Below are 16355 nucleotides of genomic sequence, written 5' to 3' on the forward strand. Positions count from 1 at the left end.
GTTGATTATTGACAAAAAAACAACCTAAAAGTAGTCTGTATATCGTTTGAATAGCGAATCTGACGCAATTAGCCTACTGAGTGGGTAAGAAAAAAGACTGTTTACTTTTTACCCGGTAGGCCCCTATATTTGACTCATACCTTTATTAAATCATGAAAAAATTAACCTCCACGTTTGCGTTTCTGCTCGTTTCCGCCGGCTTTGCGTTTGCCCAGAATGAAGCGGCTAAAAAAACACCTGAATCATCCGAAACCTGGACGCCCGTTCCCCCCATCGTCACCCCGGGAACGATGGGGGCCAATGCGTCAGGCCTAACCGCTCCATCAGATGCCATCGTGCTGTTCGACGGGAAAAACACAGATGAGTGGGTTTCCGTGAAAAGCCACGTGTCTAAAGACTGGAAAGATACCAACATGGGTCCGCTGAAATGGGCCGTTAAAGACGGTGCCATGTATTCTACGCTTGGCTCCTACGCCCGTACCAAGCGGGAGTTCGAGAACTTTCAGTTGCACGTGGAGTTCCGCACCCCAGAAAAACCGGAAGGGAAAAGCCAGGCCAGAGGAAACAGCGGGGTGTTTCTCCAGGGCTATTATGAAATTCAGGTTCTCGACAATTACGACAACCCGACGTATTCGAACGGGCAGGTTGGCTCGGTGTATAAACAGGCTATTCCTCTGGCCAACCCTAGCCGGAAACCAGGCGAATGGCAGACGTATGATATCGTTTATCAGGCCCCCCGTTTCAACAAAAGTGGAATTCTTGCTGAGCCAGGCTATGTAACGGTACTGCTGAATGGCATTGTGGTGCAGCATCATACGGCCATCAAAGGAAACACCGATTATATTGGGTACCCAACTATGGAACCACACGGAGCGGGCCCAATCCTGCTTCAGGATCACGGTAACCCGGTTGGCTTTCGCAACATCTGGATCAGAGAACTTTAACCAGTCATGAATGATGCGGTATCTGGTAACAGCGCTGTTACCAGATACCGCATCATTCATGATTGACTTTATTATGAAGCGTACGTTATACGTCGTTCGGCATGCTAAAGCAGAAGACCGGGCTATTTTTATGAGTGATCATGACCGGGAGCTATTACCCGAAGGGATCATGGCAGCGGCACGGATAGGCCGGTACTTAGCGGAAAAAGAGATTAGCGCTGATCGACTTATTAGCAGTACAGCCCACCGGGCAAAAGATACAGCCAAAGTGATCGCCGAGCAGATTGGCGTTGATCCGGCCACGATTGAGCTCGATGAGAAACTATATGAAGGAGGCCCCAAAGCGTACCTGGCGGCTGTCAACAGTTTACCCGAGACCTGCGAGTCGGTCATGATTTTCGGGCATAACCCCGATGTATCTTATTTCTCGGAATACCTGACCCATCAGGATGTTGGGTCGATGAGTAAAGGGAGCGTTGTGGCCATAACCTTCGGGAATCTGCATTGGGCAGAAATATCGGGCCGAACGGGTTCTCTACAGTTCTACGTTACGCCGAAAGAACTCCTGAAACAATGAACCGCAATCGCCGCATCTTCATTATCGTTTTTCTGGCTTTTACCCTGCTTGTTGTGATGCTCACGGTCGATATGGCCAGTCGGACTACAGCGCCCTGGAATCGAAAAAAGCAGGCCGTACGTGCCTTGCCCGGCAATCGGGTAGAAGACAAATCACTACAAATCGATACCACCGGTCTAGATTCCGTCAGCAGACAATAAGTTTACTGTCTTCTGTTTACTGTTTACTGTCTTCTGTTGCTCCGCTAACGTACCTGGTTATGGTTTAAGCGGAGCAACAGTAAACAGCAAACTGTAAACTAGTTTAACGCCTGTACCAGTGCCTGCACGTCTGCCTCCGTGTTGTACACATGCGGCGACACGCGGATGGCGCGCCCTCTGGCTGACACGGATACGTTCCGGGACAGTAAAGATTTCGAGATGGCCATCGGGTCTGCATGGGACGGTACCCACACACCCAGTAAATGATGCCCCCGACCAGATGCTGGCTCAATTTGGTAGCCTAACGCTTCCAATTCTGGAATAGCATCGGCCATTAACTCCCGACAATACTGCTGAATTCGCTCAGGCTGGTAGTCCAGTAGCTGGCGCAGGGCCGCTTCCATCATGGGCATCTGGGTAAAATTCGAATGTTCGCCCATGTTGTACCGGTACGCACCCGGGCGGTAAGCGGGCTGGTACTCGGCCAGTCGGTGAAACTGATTGCTGTCGAGGCGGTTCATCCAGGCTTCTTCCAGCGGCACCCCCCCATCAAAAGCAGGCCCATAGCAGGCTACCCCCATCGAATACGGTCCCATCAGCCATTTGTAACTGGCGCAAACGAGTGCGTCGGGACGAATGCGCTGCCAGTCGAAGGGCATCGCGCCTACGCTTTGGGTGCCGTCTATGGCGAGCCAGGCACCCACGGCGCGGCAACGTTCGCCGATCGCTTCCAGGTCGAAACGCGTCCCGTACATCCAGTGAATCATGGGCGCCACGACCAGGGCTGTATCAGGCGTGATGGCTTCCAGGATCGCCTCATTCCAGGCGTCGGCGGCGGGCAAACCGGCGGGCATGTCGACCGTGTGGATCGTTAGGTTTTCGGTTTCTTTGACCCGGTCCCAGGCATAGACATCGGAAGGAAACTCGCTGCCGATCAAGACTATACGCTGGCCAGGCCGAAGCCCCGGTTTGTTGGGCAGGTTCCGGGCTACCACGGCCATGCCGTAGGAGATCGCCGGAATAATGACGACTCGATCTGGATCGGGCTGGTTGATAAGCTGAGCAAAAAGCTGCCGGACGATGACACCCCCGCTAAAAAAATCATCGGGCGTTAACCCCATTGGGTTTGTCTGGAGATGAATGGCGTTCAGCCCAGCCTGGGTAACTGCTTTGCTCAACGGGGCACGGGTAGCACAGTTAAGGTAATGCGCGTCGGCTGGGTACGTGTACTGACTGCGCTGGCAGTGAAGATCAAATTGTTGCTGAATCATAGGGGAAGGTAGCATATTGGCACAGTATTTATAGTACACGGATTAATGAACGGGTACGCGGATTTGGCTGATTAAAAGGGGGGCACACTGATTTTTTGATGTAAGCAGATTCGCTAGCCTATAGCAGCGCAAATCCGTTTTTAATCAAAAAAATCAGTGTGAATCCCTGTTAATCAGCCCAATCTGCGTACCACCACAACCCGCGACAATCGTTCTACGTCTCTTTAATCCGTGTACTATAAGATGCAGCTTCTCGGCATAGGCTCTCGCATTAAACACCCTGAATTTGGGCATGGGGTGATTATTAACTTGAAATCAAACGGCTACACGGTCACCTTCATGGACGAAGGAGCGAAGCTACTGGCCTTTACGGCCCCGTTTGAGGTAATTGAACTCATTGAACCAGATAATGACCTGGTCAGTCTGCTCGATGTTGAGCAGGCCCTGTCGCGGGTGCTACAGAAATGGGGCGGCCTGACCGAAATTGTGCCTCTTGGCGACAAATGGAAAGGGGGTAAGCTCATCCTGAAACCGGGTCGTGCCGATCTGGCCAGCAAAGAAATGCCCATCGATGCGTTCTTTCATAAGATCGTGATGGTGCGCGACCGGCTGCGCGTGCTTGAACAGCGCGTGAACGCCAGCCAGCTCGACGACGAAGAAAAAGTAAATATTCAGCAATACATTACCCGCATCTACGGCAGCCTCACCTCGTTCAACCTCCTCTTCAAAAACACCGAACAATCCTTCGTAGGCGAAAAGGTTGAGGCGTAAACGTCAGACAGCGTGTCTGCTGCCCCGACTGGAATAGCAGACACGCTGTCTGACAGGCGAATGATCGACAGGCCGAAACGGGTTACTGCAATTGACTGGCTTTGTTCAGCAATTGGAGAAACTCCGTGCGGTAGCCGTACGGATCGTAGGCCATTGAAGCGGTGGCCCAGGTACGTACCTTGTCGAATGAGGCGTTGCCTTTGTAGGCCGATTTCCGCAAAAGTAGCCCGTAGGCTGCCACCGAAGCGGCAAACCGCATATTCTCACTGGCGTAGGAGAAGTTATTGTCCAGATCGAAAATCTGTAGGCTCAGCGCCTGACTAGTGGCCGCTGTGGGCTTTTTATACCGAAAATTTATCGTGAACGTGGGTATCGATTTACTATCGATCTGCCCCGGCGTTCCGGTCAATGCGGCTGGTATCAATTCGTAGAGCGCTGTTATGGTCTGACCGGCATTTATTTCACCGGCATCTTTTTTGTCGTCGACAAAGTCATCACTTTTCAGGATTCGATTTTCGTAACCAATTAACCGATAGGCCTTTACATGATCCGGGTTGAAGGTGACCTGAATCTTGACATCCTGAGCTACCGTGTAAAACTTACTGAATTCATCGACGAATACCTTCTGGGCCTGCTTCAGATTGTCGATGTATTCAAAGTTACCATTGCCTTTGTTGGCCACCTGTTCCATCATGCCTTCGTTGAGGTTCCCCGTGCCAACACCGACGGTGGTCAGAAAAATGCCTTTGTCCCGCTTGCTCTCGATCAGGCCAACCAACGCAGTTTGACTAGTTACGCCGACATTGAAATCGCCGTCTGTCATCAGCACTACCCGATTGTTGCCGCCCTGAACGAAGTTTTGTTCAGCAATTTCATAGGCTCTGTTGATACCCTGTGCGCCCGCCGTACTGCCCCCTGCGCCTAATTGAGCAATGGCTGATTTGATTTTTCCCTTGTCAGCCCCGCTGGTTGCTTCGAGTGGCACACCGGCCTGTCCGGCGTAGGTTACGATAGACAGCTTATCCTGCGCGCGTAGATTATCGACAAAAGTGGGGAGCGCTTGTTTTAGCAGAGGGAGTTTATTGGCGTCGCTCATTGAGCCGGATACGTCAATAAGCAGGACGATGTTGGACGGTGGTAGATCAGCCATAGCGGTTGATTTCCCTTTCAGCCCGACCCGAATCAGTTTATGTGTTTCATCCCAGGGGCACCCACTCACCTCCCCGTTTACCGCAATCGGCTCCCCATTGGTTGGGTCAGCGTACTGAAAGGGGAAATAGTTAATCAGCTCTTCAGTACGGATTGCATCGACGAGGGGAAGCTGACCTGCGGTTAAAAACCGACGGATGTTGGCGTACGAGCCCCCATCGGCATCAATCGAAAAGGTGGAAATAGCTTCTTTGCTTACCTCTACAAATGGATTCTCAGTAATTGGGTTGTACCGTTCTGTGCTGGTGGCGCCAAAACCACCGTCTGCGCTGAAGCTAGTAGTAAGATAGGGACCCGCCCCATCGAGCGACTTTGTACAGCCACCCAGCAGGGCTAACATGGAGGCGAATAGAAATAGCTTTTTCATAGAACAGAGCAATTTTTCAGGGAGAAACAATGCGTTTTAACGCGGGTGAGAGTCAAGATGCGGCGGAACGGTTGGAATGGATCATCTAAAAATTATTAAGCGTAAGAGGCCGACAGGTACAGTTCATTTTTTTCCCCTTGGGTGGAAGTCGGTCAGGGTCTGCTTGAGGTAATCGCGGTCGAGGTGCGTGTAGATTTCGGTGGTGGTAATGGACTCGTGACCAAGCATTTGCTGAACGGCGCGAAGGTCGGCGCCGCCTTCGATCAGGTGCGTCGCGAACGAATGCCGAAACGTATGCGGACTGATCGTTTTCGTTATCCCGGCGGTGGTAGCCAGCGTTTTGATGGTGGTGAACACCGTAATGCGCGAGAGTTTGGTACCTCGCCTGTTCAGAAAGAGCGTGTCTTCATCCCCCTTTTGTATATCGATCTGGCTACGGGTATGGGCTACGTATAGCGTCGTATACTTGATGGCATCACCACCAATGGGCACCAACCGGGCTTTGTTGCCTTTGCCCATCACCCGTACGAAGCCCGAATCAAAGTAGCAGTCGGTGAGTTTTAGGTCGAGCAACTCCGATACCCGCAAACCTGAGCTATACAGGACTTCCAGCGCTGCCCGGTCGCGGGGGCCAGCGGGGGTCGACAAATCGATGGCGGCCAGGATCTGTTCTATTTCAGGGAAACTGAGCGTGTCGGGCAGTTTTCGGCCCAGTTTGGGTCCTTCAATCCGGTGCGCCGGGTCGTGCTGGATCAGATTTTCGAGCAACAGGTATTTGAAAAAAGCTTTCACACCCGACAGCATCCGGGCCTGGCTGTGGGCCACAAGGCCGAGTTCACCTATATATTGTAGAAAGCCCGAGATATGACCTTCGTGGATCTGTAAGGGGCCAACTTCCGGGTGAGTAAGTTGAAGGTACTCGTGCAGCCGCGCCACATCGTGCAGATAGGCGTCGATGGAGTTTTCGGACAGCGACCGTTCCAGCCGCATGTAATTTTTAAAAGCGTTGCTATAGCGTTCCCACATGATCCTGTAAAAATCGGTTATGCGGTTGAAACCACCACCTGTTGGTGAATAATCGGCGTTGGCCCCGTTACTTTGCAGCGGCGAAACTACACAACGACCATGCCCACGATTCTGATCATAAACGGCCCAAACCTGAATTTACTCGGTAAACGCGAACCGCACATTTATGGTAGCCAGACGTTTCTCGACTACCTGAAAACGGTTGAGCCGCTGTTTCCCGATGTGCAGCTCCGGTATTTTCAGTCGAACCATGAAGGGGAGTTGATCGACAAAATTCATGAACTGGGCTTCACCGTCGACGGGATCGTGATCAATGCGGGCGCGTATACGCATACGTCCATTGCGCTGGCCGATGCCCTGTCGGCCGTTACGGCGCCGGCGGTAGAGGTGCACATCAGCAACGTACACGCCCGTGAAGAATACCGCCATCACAGCTATTTATCTGCCAAGTGCAAAGGCGTTATTCTTGGGTTAGGATTGCAGGGGTACGAACTGGCAATCAGAAGCTTGATTAACGCAGTATGATTACGTTCTACCCAGGCCCTGCCAAGATTTACCCGCAGGTAGCCGATTATGCGGCGGAGGCCTGCCGGTCGGGTATTGTCAGCATGAACCACCGTAGCCCGGAGTTCATGGCCATTACGGAAGGAGCCATTCGGGCCGTTAAGGAGAAGCTGAACGTACCGGAGGCCTACCATGTAGCGTTGGTTTCGTCGGCCACGGAATGCTGGGAGATCGTCGCGCAGTCGCTAACCAGGCAAACGAGCCTGCACCCGTACAGTGGCGCCTTTGGGAAGAAATGGATGGAGTATGCCCACAAGCTGAAACCCATGACCCAGCCCGGCGAAGCCGACGTGCTCTGTGTGGTCCAGAACGAAACATCGAACGGAACCCAGGTACGTAGGTCGACTTTACACCAGTTTCGACAGGAGTTTCCAGACGCGCTGATCGCCGTTGATGCCGTTTCGTCGATGGCTGGTATCGCGTTCGACTGGTTGCTGGCGGATGTCTGGTTTGCCTCTGTGCAAAAGTGTTTTGGCCTGCCTGCTGGACTGGCCGTGTTGATCTATTCGCCCCGGGCATTGCAACGGGCAGCCGAAATAGGGGAGAAGGCCCATTACAACAGCCTGCTTTTCCTGCACGAAAATTTCCAGAATTTCCAGACGCCCTACACACCCAATGGACTGGGTATTTACCTGCTGAAACAGGTGATGGAACAAGTGCCGCCCATTGCGGCTGTTGACGCGCAAACGAAGCAGCGAGCCGCTGCCTGGTACACCTTTTTCGAGCAGGAACTGACCGACGACTCACCGTTTAGTCTGCTGATCAGCGATCCCGCCCTACGGTCCGACACCGTCATTGCGGTACAGGGAGATAAAGAAGCGATCGCAGCGATTAAGGAAGCGGCCCGACAAGCCGATTTGTTGCTCGGGAACGGCTACGGCGACTGGAAAGATACGACGTTTCGCATCGCTAATTTTCCGGCCATAACGGACGGAGAAATTGAGCAGTTGAAAGGATTTTTACGTGTAGCACCGAAACGGTCCGCCGTTGCGGCTCCAGCTTCGATAGGGAAAGATTAGATTATATCAAGACTACCGAAGCTGGAGCCGCAGCGGCGGACCGCTTCGGTACTACCGGTGCCACTTTAATATGCTCGTCTTTAAAGAAATTATCTCGGTCACCCTGATTCTTTTTTCGGTCATTGACATTCTGGGGTCATTGCCTGTGCTAATTGACCTGCGGAAAAAAGTCGGGAAAATTGAGGCCGAACGGGCCACGTTTGCCTCGGGCTTACTGATGATCGTCTTTTTATTCCTGGGCGAACGGATCCTGAAATTATTTGGTGTCGATGTGGCGTCGTTTGCCGTGGCGGGTGCGCTCATCATCTTCCTGATTGGCCTGGAAATGATTTTGGGCCGGACTATTTTCAAATCGGAACTGGAGGCCGATGGCGCCGCCCATATCGTGCCGATTGCGTTCCCGCTCATTGCCGGTGCGGGTACGTTAACCACGTTGATCTCGTTACGGGCCGAATATCAGACCGTTAATATACTGGTTGGCGTGGTACTGAATCTAATGCTTGTCTATGCCGTACTCAAATCATCGGAATGGCTCGAAGACCGAATTGGTCCGGGTGGACTGAATGTGCTCCGAAAAATATTCGGCATCATTCTCCTGGCGATTTCCATTAAACTCATCAAAACAAATCTGTTACCCACTTCCTTCTAGTCACCAAAAACGACGGATCACTTTATCTATGACTACCCCTGATTCACTGAACGCCGTGGCCGAGTTTCACCGTACGTTTCACGCACCTGTACTCGACACGCCGACCATCCCGTCAGATGCCCGTTGCGGGTTGCGGATCTCCCTGCTCGCAGAGGAACTGGACGAACTGCGTCAGGCCATCGCGGAGGAAAATATTGTTGAGATAGCTGACGCCTTATGCGACCTGCAGTACGTGTTGTCGGGAGCCGTGCTGGAATTCGGCCTGGGCGAAAAATTCAAGGCGCTCTTCAATGAAGTGCAGCGCTCCAACATGAGTAAGGCCTGCCTGACCGTAGATGAGGCAGAAGCTACCGTGGCCCAATACACGGCCAAAGGGTTTCCCTGCCACTATGTTGAGTCGGACGGGAAATACCTCGTGTACCGTGATGCCGACCACAAAACGCTGAAAAGCGTGAATTACTCACCAGCCGATCTGGCTTCTATCCTGGAGGCATAAATCAATCCCGTTATGATCAACCCCAAAACACTGACCGACCGTTTCATCCGGTACGTGCAGATCGATACCCAGTCTGACCCGCATTCAACGGCCAGCCCGACAACCGAGAAGCAGAAAGACCTGGGCCGGGTGCTGGTACAGGAACTGCTCGATCTGGGCGTTTCCGACGCCGAACTGGATGACTTTGGTTATATCTACGCCACGATTCCGGCGTCAGCGGGGGTGGCCAACGTACCTACTATCTGCTTTTGCGCCCACATGGATACCTCGCCCGACGTGACTGGAGCGGGCGTGAAGCCGATCATTCATTACCACTGGGACGGTGCCGATATTGTGCTGCCTGAAGTGGCCGATGCGGGTGATGCCCACATCATCATTCGTCAGAAAGACCATCCCGATTTGTCGGCACAGGTAGGAAACGACATCATTACCGCCAGCGGCACCACATTACTTGGTGCCGATAACAAATCGGGCATAGCGGCGATCATGGCCGCGGCCGAGTACCTTGTTGCCAACCCGGACGTACCCCACGGCCGCATTCGCTTGCTGTTTACACCTGATGAAGAAGTAGGAAAAGGCACGGCCAACATCGACATGGCCAGGCTCAATGCCGATTATGGGTATACCATTGATGGCGAATCGCTGGGTACGCTGGAAGATGAAACCTTCTCGGCCGATGCCGTCAGTATCGTGATTCAGGGCGTGAGTACGCACCCAGGCTTTGCGAAAGGAAAACTGGAAAATGCCCTGAAAATAGCGGGCGATATACTGGCCGGACTACCGCAGAAACACCGCTCGCCCGAAACGACTGAAGGCAAAGAGGGGTTCGTGCATCCAACGCACATGGAGGGTAATCAGGACCGCGTAGTGCTGGGGTTCATTGTACGGGACTTTACGACGGAAGGGCTGCATACGCACGAGACGTTGCTCGAGAACCTGCTGAACAAAGTGCTGGTCGATTACCCAAATTCAAGCGCAACGTTCACGGTAACAGAGCAGTATCGGAACATGAAAGAAGTGCTTGACCGGCACCCGGCGGTGGTCGACCATGCGCTGGAGGCTATTCGCAGAGCGGGCCTTACCCCAAACCGGCGCAGCATTCGGGGCGGTACCGACGGCTCACGCCTGTCGTTTATGGGGCTTCCCTGTCCGAATATCTTCGCCGGTGAACACGCGTTTCACTCGCGCCAGGAATGGGTGTCGGTGCAGGACATGCAGAAGGCCGCCGAAGTGATTGTTCATCTCGCCGAGGTGTGGGCAACTGCCTGATCGCCAAATGGTAGTTACTCCTTACGCGCATGACCATCTGGTATATCATCGATCTGGTAGGTACGAGTGTCTTTGCCATTTCAGGCGTGCTATCGGCGTTGCGAAAGAAAATGTACCATGATATAGTCGCTTTATTTTTCATCGGCTTTCTGACGGCCGTTGGCGGTGGAACCGTGCGCGACGTGATCATGGGCGCCCACCCAATTGCCTGGATACGAGACCCTAACTACCTGATTGTCATTACCCTCAACGTTGTTGTCGCCGTGTGGTGCCGTCATTGGTGGTTGGGTGCTCTCCAACGACCGTTGCTGATTTTCGATACCATCGGCATTGGTCTGTTTACCATTTTCGGTATGCAGAAAGCCTTGCTGGCCGGCGTGAACGACTGGGCCGCCATACTGCTGGGCATCATCACTGCGCTGTTTGGTGGCGTCATTCGGGACACGTTAGTCAACGATTTGCCACTGATTTTAGACCGGCAGCTTTATGTGACACCCTGTTTGACCGGTGCGCTTCTCTATCAACTTAACAGCGCCTTAGGCATGGACGCAACGGTAAATGTTGTTGCGTCGGCAGGATTGATTACCCTGTTCAGGCTGGTGGCTATTCGTAACGACTGGACATTGCCCCGTATTCAGATCTGATCGCTTGCTAAGTCGATACGAACACATCTTAACATTCAGTGGCGCTCAGCGCCAGGCCAGCTTCGGAAGTTTCCTTATACTTTGTCGACATGTCGCGGCCGGTAGCTTTCATGACTTTAATGACCGCGTCGAGGGAGATTTTTTGCATACCCGGCGAGCCTGACGACGCCAGGAGAAACGCATTATAGGCCTTCACGGCGCCCATGGCATTGCGTTCGATGCACGGAATCTGAACGTACCCACCAATGGGATCGCAGGTCATACCCAGGTGATGTTCGATCCCGATTTCGGCGGCTGCTTCAATGGCATCGATGCGGTGACCGGCGCAGTGAGTCAGAAAAGCGGCCCCCATGGCCGACGCCGTACCGATTTCGCCCATGCAGCCCATTTCAGCACCCGAAATACTGGCGTTGTGCTTCACCAGAAACCCGATGGCGGCGGCCGCCAGCATGCCTTCGCGCAGGGTGGTTTTGCTGTAGTGAAAATGATGTTTGGCCAGGTACGTTAAGCCCGGAATGACGCCCGATGCGCCTGACGTGGGGGCGGTAACCACAATGCCCCCCGCCGCATTTTCTTCCGAAGCGGCCAGACAATACGCATTTAGGAAAATTAAAAAACTGTCGGCGCTCTGCGATAGGGAACGGGCCTGCCGGAAAAGCAGTGGCGCTTTTCGGCGAAGCTTGATGCTCCCCGGCAACGTACCCCGGTGCCGAAGTCCGCGCCGGACAGCTTTGTGCATGGCATCGATAAGCTGATCGAGCCGCAGATTAACTTCCCGAAGCGACCGGCCCGATACGGCCATTTCATTCGCCAGTAAGACCTCGGCCAGCGGAAGCCCCGAGCTGGTCAGGTGCGCCTTCAGCTCCTTCATCGTACTGTATGGATACGGTACCCTGATCGACCGGTGGGCCTCGGCTGTATCGCCTTTTCGGATAACGAAACCGCCACCGATCGAATAATATTCTTCGCTGGTCAGCAAACTGCCTTTGCCGGTGAGCGTTAACACCATGGTGTTGGCATAAGGGGAGTCGTAACGAATGCGCTCAAAATGAAATGATGCATGACCAACCGGCAAGGTTTGCTGCCCACAATGTACGGGGTACGTTATCGCAGGATCGCGCAGCAGTTGGTTTAGCGCGTCGGGGTCTGTAGTTTCGGGTTGCCAGCCCAGCAAACCGGCCACAATGGCACGGTCGGTACCGTGACCTTTGCCAGTGGCGCTGAGTGAGCCGTACAGGTGAATATGAATGGCATCGGCTTCGGCTAATTGGTCGGGAGCCAGGTGCGCCAGCCGTTGCACAAAATCGAAGGCCGCTTTCATAGGACCAATGGTGTGTGAACTCGACGGACCGGGGCCAATTTTAAATAAATCGAAAACGGAGGTGGTAATCATATCTGTTGATGAAGCGAAAACTATGGTTGCAATCTACCCAAATCCAATAAGTCAACTGACATGCCTGGCCTGTTTGTTCATCTGTCTGGTGGCTTCGTGTCAGAACCAGCCGCCCTATCGGCACACGGGCGAACCCATTCACGGGGCCAACCTGGTAGCGCCGCCCCGAAAGCCAGTCGACACCACCCTACATGCCCTTAAAGCCGACGGCGGCACCTGGGTGGCGGTGGTGCCCTATGGCTTTTGCCGGAAAGATGATCCTCACTTTTTCTGGTCGGGCAACCGCCCACCGGGCGAACGGCGCGGCGGTGGGTGGTGGGGCGAATCGCCCGAAGGCGTAGCCGAAACCGTGCGGATGGCGCGCGCCGAAGGGCTGAAGGTGATGCTCAAGCCCCACGTCTGGATGATGGGCGGCTCGCACCTTGACCTTGCCTTCGAGAAAGAATCCGACTGGCAATCGTTTGAAGCCGACTACCGGGGATACGTGCTGGCCCATGCCCGACTGGCCGATTCACTGAAGATCGAACTGTTCTGCATGACCACCGAGCTTGATAAATTTGCGCAGGCCCGCCCTGATTTCTGGAAGCAACTGATCATTGATGTACGGAAAGTCTATACAGGAAAACTGACCTACGCCGCCAACTGGGACCGCTATGATAAACTGCCTTTCTGGGACCAGCTCGATTACATTGGCGTGGATGCCTACTTCCCCTTATCTGAAGCCACAACACCTTCGGTTAAAGCGATGGTCAAGGGCTGGAAGAAACCCATTGCCGAGCTGGCTACGCTGAGTGCTACATATCAGAAACCGATCCTGTTTACTGAATTTGGCTACCGCGCCTGCGACCACACGGCCGAGAAGCCCTGGGAGTCGGAGACGGATTGTACGCCGAACATGGAAGCACAGGCCAACGCGTATACGGCTCTGTACGAAGCGCTCAGTCCACAGCCCTGGTTCGCCGGTGGGTTTGTCTGGAAGTGGTTCATGCTTGAACGAAACAGGCCCGGCGATAACCATCGGGAACGGGATATGTACAGCCCGCAGGGGAAACCGGCTGAAGCGGTGCTACAACGTACCTGGAAAAAATAGAGGGTGTTTTTCCGTACAGGACCTTACCGTAAAAAATACAGTAAGAAACAGGGGCCGATTACCTTTCACAGCTATACTCTCAATTACTCTTACTAGCTGATGAAATCACTGGTTATTCTATTTCTGGCGTATACTGGTTTGGCCGCCGGTTCACTCGCCCAGTCGACAAAAACGGATTCGCCCCCACGCGTGCAGACTGCCAATGGAACGCTCGAGGGCGTACAGGAAACGGGTGGTCTGCGGTCGTTCAAAGGGGTTCCCTTTGCCCAGCCGCCCGTAGGCGACCTGCGCTGGCGGGAACCGATGCCTCCTAAAAACTGGACGGGGGTGCGTAAGGCCGATCATTTTGGCCCACGCGCCATGCAACGGGCCATTTTTGGCGATATGAACTTCCGGTCAGATGGGGTGAAAGAAGACTGCCTCTACCTGAACGTGTGGACGCCTGCCAGTTCGGCGAAAGAGAAGCTACCGGTGCTGGTCTATTTCTATGGTGGCGGTTATATCGCTGGCGACGGGTCGGAACCCCGCTACGATGGCGAAAGCATGGCCCGGCAGGGCATCGTTACCATAACGGTGAACTACCGATTGGGTGTGTTTGGCTTCATGGCGCATCCTGAACTCACCAAAGAGTCGCCGCATAAAGCCTCGGGTAACTACGGGCTGCTCGATCAGGCGGCGGCATTGACGTGGGTCCAGAAAAACATTGCGGCGTTTGGCGGTGATCCAAAACGAGTGACCATTGCCGGTGAATCGGCGGGCTCCACCTCGGTCAGTGCGCAGATGGCCTCACCGCTGTCGCGCAACCTGATTGCCGGTGCGATCGGCGAGAGTGGTTCGCTGCTGGGTACGTTAACGCCCATGAGCCTGAGCGATGCCGAAGCCATGGGGACGAAATTTGGCAGCAGCCTGGGCGCGAATTCCCTGGCCGAGTTGCGGGCATTACCGGCCGAACAGATTCTGGAGGCTACCGCCAAGCCCGGTACACCCCGGTTCAGCACCTGCGTGGATGGTTATTTCTTTCCCAAGTCAGTGGCGGCCATTTTTACGTCGGGCGAGCAGGCCCACGTTCCTTTGCTGGCTGGTTGGAACTCAGAAGAGTCCGGCTATAAGGCGATAATGGGTAACGAGGCCCTCACGGTAGCCAACTACACGAAAGCGGTTCAGAAACTATATGGGGATAAGGCAGCCGATGCGCTGAAAGTATATGCCCCAGCCTCTGACGCAGACGTTGAACAGGTAGCTACTGACCTGGCAGGCGACCGTTTCATTGGCTTCAGCACCTGGAAGTGGACCGACGTACACAGCCAGACAGGCGGTAAGCCCGTATACCGTTATTTCTACGCCCGCCCCCGCCCGGAGATGGTTCCCGAAATGGGTAACGCAACAGCCGGTTTAGCAGGTGGTGTCGTTCGTAATAACGATGCGTCGGCCCCTCGTCCACCGGTGCCAAAAGGAGCCGTTCACTCGGCGGAGATCGAATACGCGATGGGCAATCTGGCCGGTAACAAGGTGTATGCCTGGACACCCGACGACTACAACGTGTCGAAGACGATGCAGGCCTATTTCGCCAATTTCATTAAAACAGGCAACCCCAACGGAGCCGGTTTGCCTGCCTGGGGGGCGGTAAAGCCCGGCCAGCCGGCACCGGTACTTCGTATCGACGTAACCACGCAGGCGCAGACGGAAGCACACCGCGACCGTTATCTATTCCTGGACCAGTTTTTCGGAAAATAAACGCGTTCCTGTCAACAAAAAGAGCGACCAGTTCGGGCAACCGGGCTGGTCGCTCTTTTTGTTGGCGGTAGCCAACCCCTACTGACATAGGGCTGTCAGTGCCGCCCGCGACCTTTGCTGCTCAACCAAATCAACTCGCTATGTCAATCATCGAACTGATGCTGAAGGAAATGGATATGGAAGCCAACACGACGCGCAAAATGCTCAGCCGGATTCCAGACGACCAATATGACTGGGCTCCGCACCCCAGGAGTATGCCGATGCGCAACCTGGCTGTTCACATCGCCGAACTACCTGCCTGGGTGTCAATGGCACTTCACACCGATGGCATTGACTTTGCCACCATGGACTACACGCCAACCCCTGTTGCCCATACGGCCGAGGTACTGACCATCTTTGAAAAATCACTGGCTGAAGGAAAGGCGGCACTGAGCCAGGCGAATGAAGCTCAGTTTGAGCGGCCCTGGACCATGCGTCATAGCGAGACGATCATCAGTACCGATACCAAAGGCGAAGTGATTCGGATGGCGTTTTCTCAAACCGTGCACCACCGCGCCCAACTGGGTGTGTACCTGCGCCTGCTCGACATACCCATTCCCGGTAGCTACGGCCCCAGCGCCGACGAACCCATGTTCTAAGGTGAACTAATCTGCTGGGCGAAGTACGTGTTGCAGTCGTACTTCGCCCAGCCAGTCAATCGAGTTAGTCGAAGGGCAACAGGTCGGGTTCCAGGTACGTTGCCTTGGCCAGATCCAGTCCGAAGATATCGACCGAGTAATGGCTGGCGAGCAACCCCCGGAAGTTTTGTGTCAACTGGGGAAACGCATCGATAAGCTCTAGAAATGAAGCGCCCTGAGCCCTTTGCATGAAATGATGAACGGTCTTGATTGCCGCCGTCGTCAGGGTTCTGTTGTATTTGTCCCGGGCCCCCAGGCAGGCAACGTACCCGATAAGCTGTTCATTGACCGTTACAACGGCTTTTTCAGCGCCGTGTTTCGCAAGATGGAGCCAGGCTACCCGCAGATGTGCCTCGTGGTTGAAGAGGGCTGGATCAAGAACAGCTGTTTCGAACTGATGCGCGAAGTCGTCATCGCTTAGCTGACGGTGGTCTTTCATATAAAAAGCAAGGTAA

Annotated in this window: 18 protein-coding genes; 13 read left to right on the forward strand and 5 right to left on the reverse strand. The window is 54.1% G+C overall.

Going from position 1 to position 16355, the window contains the following annotated elements:
• Positions 1-152 precede the first annotated feature (152 nt).
• The 3 genes from ACAW75_RS15545 to ACAW75_RS15555 all read left to right on the forward strand — a co-directional run bounded on the left by ACAW75_RS15545 (position 153) and on the right by ACAW75_RS15555 (position 1721).
• The gene (locus tag ACAW75_RS15545; RefSeq protein ID WP_370729650.1) at positions 153-944 is read left to right on the forward strand and encodes a 3-keto-disaccharide hydrolase; all 792 of its coding nucleotides are present in this window, start codon (positions 153-155) and stop codon (positions 942-944) included.
• A gap of 73 nt (positions 945-1017) precedes the next feature.
• Complete coding sequence (locus ACAW75_RS15550; RefSeq protein ID WP_370729651.1) at positions 1018-1521, forward strand: SixA phosphatase family protein; 504 nt, start codon at positions 1018-1020, stop codon at positions 1519-1521.
• The gene (locus tag ACAW75_RS15555) at positions 1518-1721 is read left to right on the forward strand and encodes a hypothetical protein (protein WP_370729652.1); all 204 of its coding nucleotides are present in this window, start codon (positions 1518-1520) and stop codon (positions 1719-1721) included. The genes ACAW75_RS15550 and ACAW75_RS15555 overlap by 4 nt, the downstream gene beginning before the upstream one ends.
• Positions 1722-1819: 98 nt before the next feature.
• Here the strand turns inward: ACAW75_RS15555 and ACAW75_RS15560 are convergent, their stop codons facing one another.
• On the reverse strand, positions 1820-2992 hold the full coding sequence (locus ACAW75_RS15560) for an aminotransferase class V-fold PLP-dependent enzyme (protein ID WP_370729653.1): 1173 nt from the start codon (positions 2990-2992) through the stop codon (positions 1820-1822).
• Positions 2993-3235: 243 nt separating this feature from the next.
• Between ACAW75_RS15560 and ACAW75_RS15565 the strand changes: the two genes are divergently transcribed.
• Entirely contained in the window at positions 3236-3763 is a 528-nt protein-coding gene (locus tag ACAW75_RS15565; protein WP_370729654.1) for a DUF8685 domain-containing protein, read from the forward strand.
• A gap of 82 nt (positions 3764-3845) precedes the next feature.
• Here ACAW75_RS15565 and ACAW75_RS15570 read toward each other — a convergent pair whose 3' ends face one another.
• Both ACAW75_RS15570 and xerD read right to left on the reverse strand, forming a co-directional pair.
• Entirely contained in the window at positions 3846-5339 is a 1494-nt protein-coding gene (locus tag ACAW75_RS15570) for a vWA domain-containing protein (RefSeq protein ID WP_370729655.1), read from the reverse strand.
• Between the two features lie 123 nt (positions 5340-5462).
• Positions 5463-6365, reverse strand: coding sequence for a site-specific tyrosine recombinase XerD (xerD, locus tag ACAW75_RS15575; RefSeq protein ID WP_370729656.1), 903 nt, complete (start codon positions 6363-6365; stop codon positions 5463-5465).
• A 99-nt stretch (positions 6366-6464) separates the two neighbouring features.
• Here xerD and aroQ point away from each other — a divergent pair, with 99 nt between their 5' ends.
• The 6 genes from aroQ to ACAW75_RS15605 all read left to right on the forward strand — a co-directional run bounded on the left by aroQ (position 6465) and on the right by ACAW75_RS15605 (position 11006).
• On the forward strand, positions 6465-6890 hold the full coding sequence (gene aroQ, locus ACAW75_RS15580; RefSeq protein WP_370729657.1) for a type II 3-dehydroquinate dehydratase: 426 nt from the start codon (positions 6465-6467) through the stop codon (positions 6888-6890).
• The gene (locus ACAW75_RS15585; RefSeq protein WP_370729658.1) at positions 6887-7948 is read left to right on the forward strand and encodes an aminotransferase class V-fold PLP-dependent enzyme; all 1062 of its coding nucleotides are present in this window, start codon (positions 6887-6889) and stop codon (positions 7946-7948) included. The genes aroQ and ACAW75_RS15585 overlap by 4 nt, the downstream gene beginning before the upstream one ends.
• A gap of 70 nt (positions 7949-8018) precedes the next feature.
• The gene (locus tag ACAW75_RS15590; RefSeq protein ID WP_370729659.1) at positions 8019-8597 is read left to right on the forward strand and encodes a MarC family protein; all 579 of its coding nucleotides are present in this window, start codon (positions 8019-8021) and stop codon (positions 8595-8597) included.
• A gap of 28 nt (positions 8598-8625) precedes the next feature.
• Positions 8626-9093, forward strand: a complete 468-nt coding sequence (locus tag ACAW75_RS15595) for a pyrophosphohydrolase domain-containing protein (RefSeq protein WP_370729660.1) — start codon at positions 8626-8628, stop codon at positions 9091-9093.
• A 12-nt stretch (positions 9094-9105) separates the two neighbouring features.
• Positions 9106-10362 (forward strand): peptidase T, encoded by a 1257-nt coding sequence (gene pepT / locus ACAW75_RS15600; protein WP_370729661.1) that lies wholly within the window; start codon positions 9106-9108, stop codon positions 10360-10362.
• Between the two features lie 29 nt (positions 10363-10391).
• A complete protein-coding gene (locus tag ACAW75_RS15605) occupies positions 10392-11006 on the forward strand; it encodes a trimeric intracellular cation channel family protein (protein ID WP_370729662.1) in 615 nt (204 codons plus the stop codon).
• Between the two features lie 28 nt (positions 11007-11034).
• On the opposite strand, the gene ACAW75_RS15610 is transcribed toward ACAW75_RS15605, so the two are convergent.
• Positions 11035-12399, reverse strand: a complete 1365-nt coding sequence (locus tag ACAW75_RS15610) for an L-serine ammonia-lyase (RefSeq protein ID WP_370729663.1) — start codon at positions 12397-12399, stop codon at positions 11035-11037.
• A gap of 22 nt (positions 12400-12421) precedes the next feature.
• On the opposite strand from ACAW75_RS15610, the gene ACAW75_RS15615 reads away from it, so the two are divergent.
• From ACAW75_RS15615 to ACAW75_RS15625, 3 genes are all read left to right on the forward strand, one after another.
• Positions 12422-13489 (forward strand): glycoside hydrolase family 113, encoded by a 1068-nt coding sequence (locus tag ACAW75_RS15615; RefSeq protein ID WP_370729664.1) that lies wholly within the window; start codon positions 12422-12424, stop codon positions 13487-13489.
• Between the two features lie 99 nt (positions 13490-13588).
• The gene (locus ACAW75_RS15620; protein WP_370729665.1) at positions 13589-15223 is read left to right on the forward strand and encodes a carboxylesterase/lipase family protein; all 1635 of its coding nucleotides are present in this window, start codon (positions 13589-13591) and stop codon (positions 15221-15223) included.
• A 140-nt stretch (positions 15224-15363) separates the two neighbouring features.
• The gene (locus ACAW75_RS15625; protein ID WP_370729666.1) at positions 15364-15861 is read left to right on the forward strand and encodes a DinB family protein; all 498 of its coding nucleotides are present in this window, start codon (positions 15364-15366) and stop codon (positions 15859-15861) included.
• 64 nt (positions 15862-15925) lie between these two features.
• Here ACAW75_RS15625 and ACAW75_RS15630 read toward each other — a convergent pair whose 3' ends face one another.
• Entirely contained in the window at positions 15926-16339 is a 414-nt protein-coding gene (locus tag ACAW75_RS15630) for a hypothetical protein (protein WP_370729667.1), read from the reverse strand.
• Positions 16340-16355: the final 16 nt, after the last annotated feature.

The sequence above is a fragment of the Fibrella arboris genome (assembly GCF_041321095.1).
GTDB classification, from domain to species: domain Bacteria; phylum Bacteroidota; class Bacteroidia; order Cytophagales; family Spirosomataceae; genus Fibrella; species Fibrella arboris.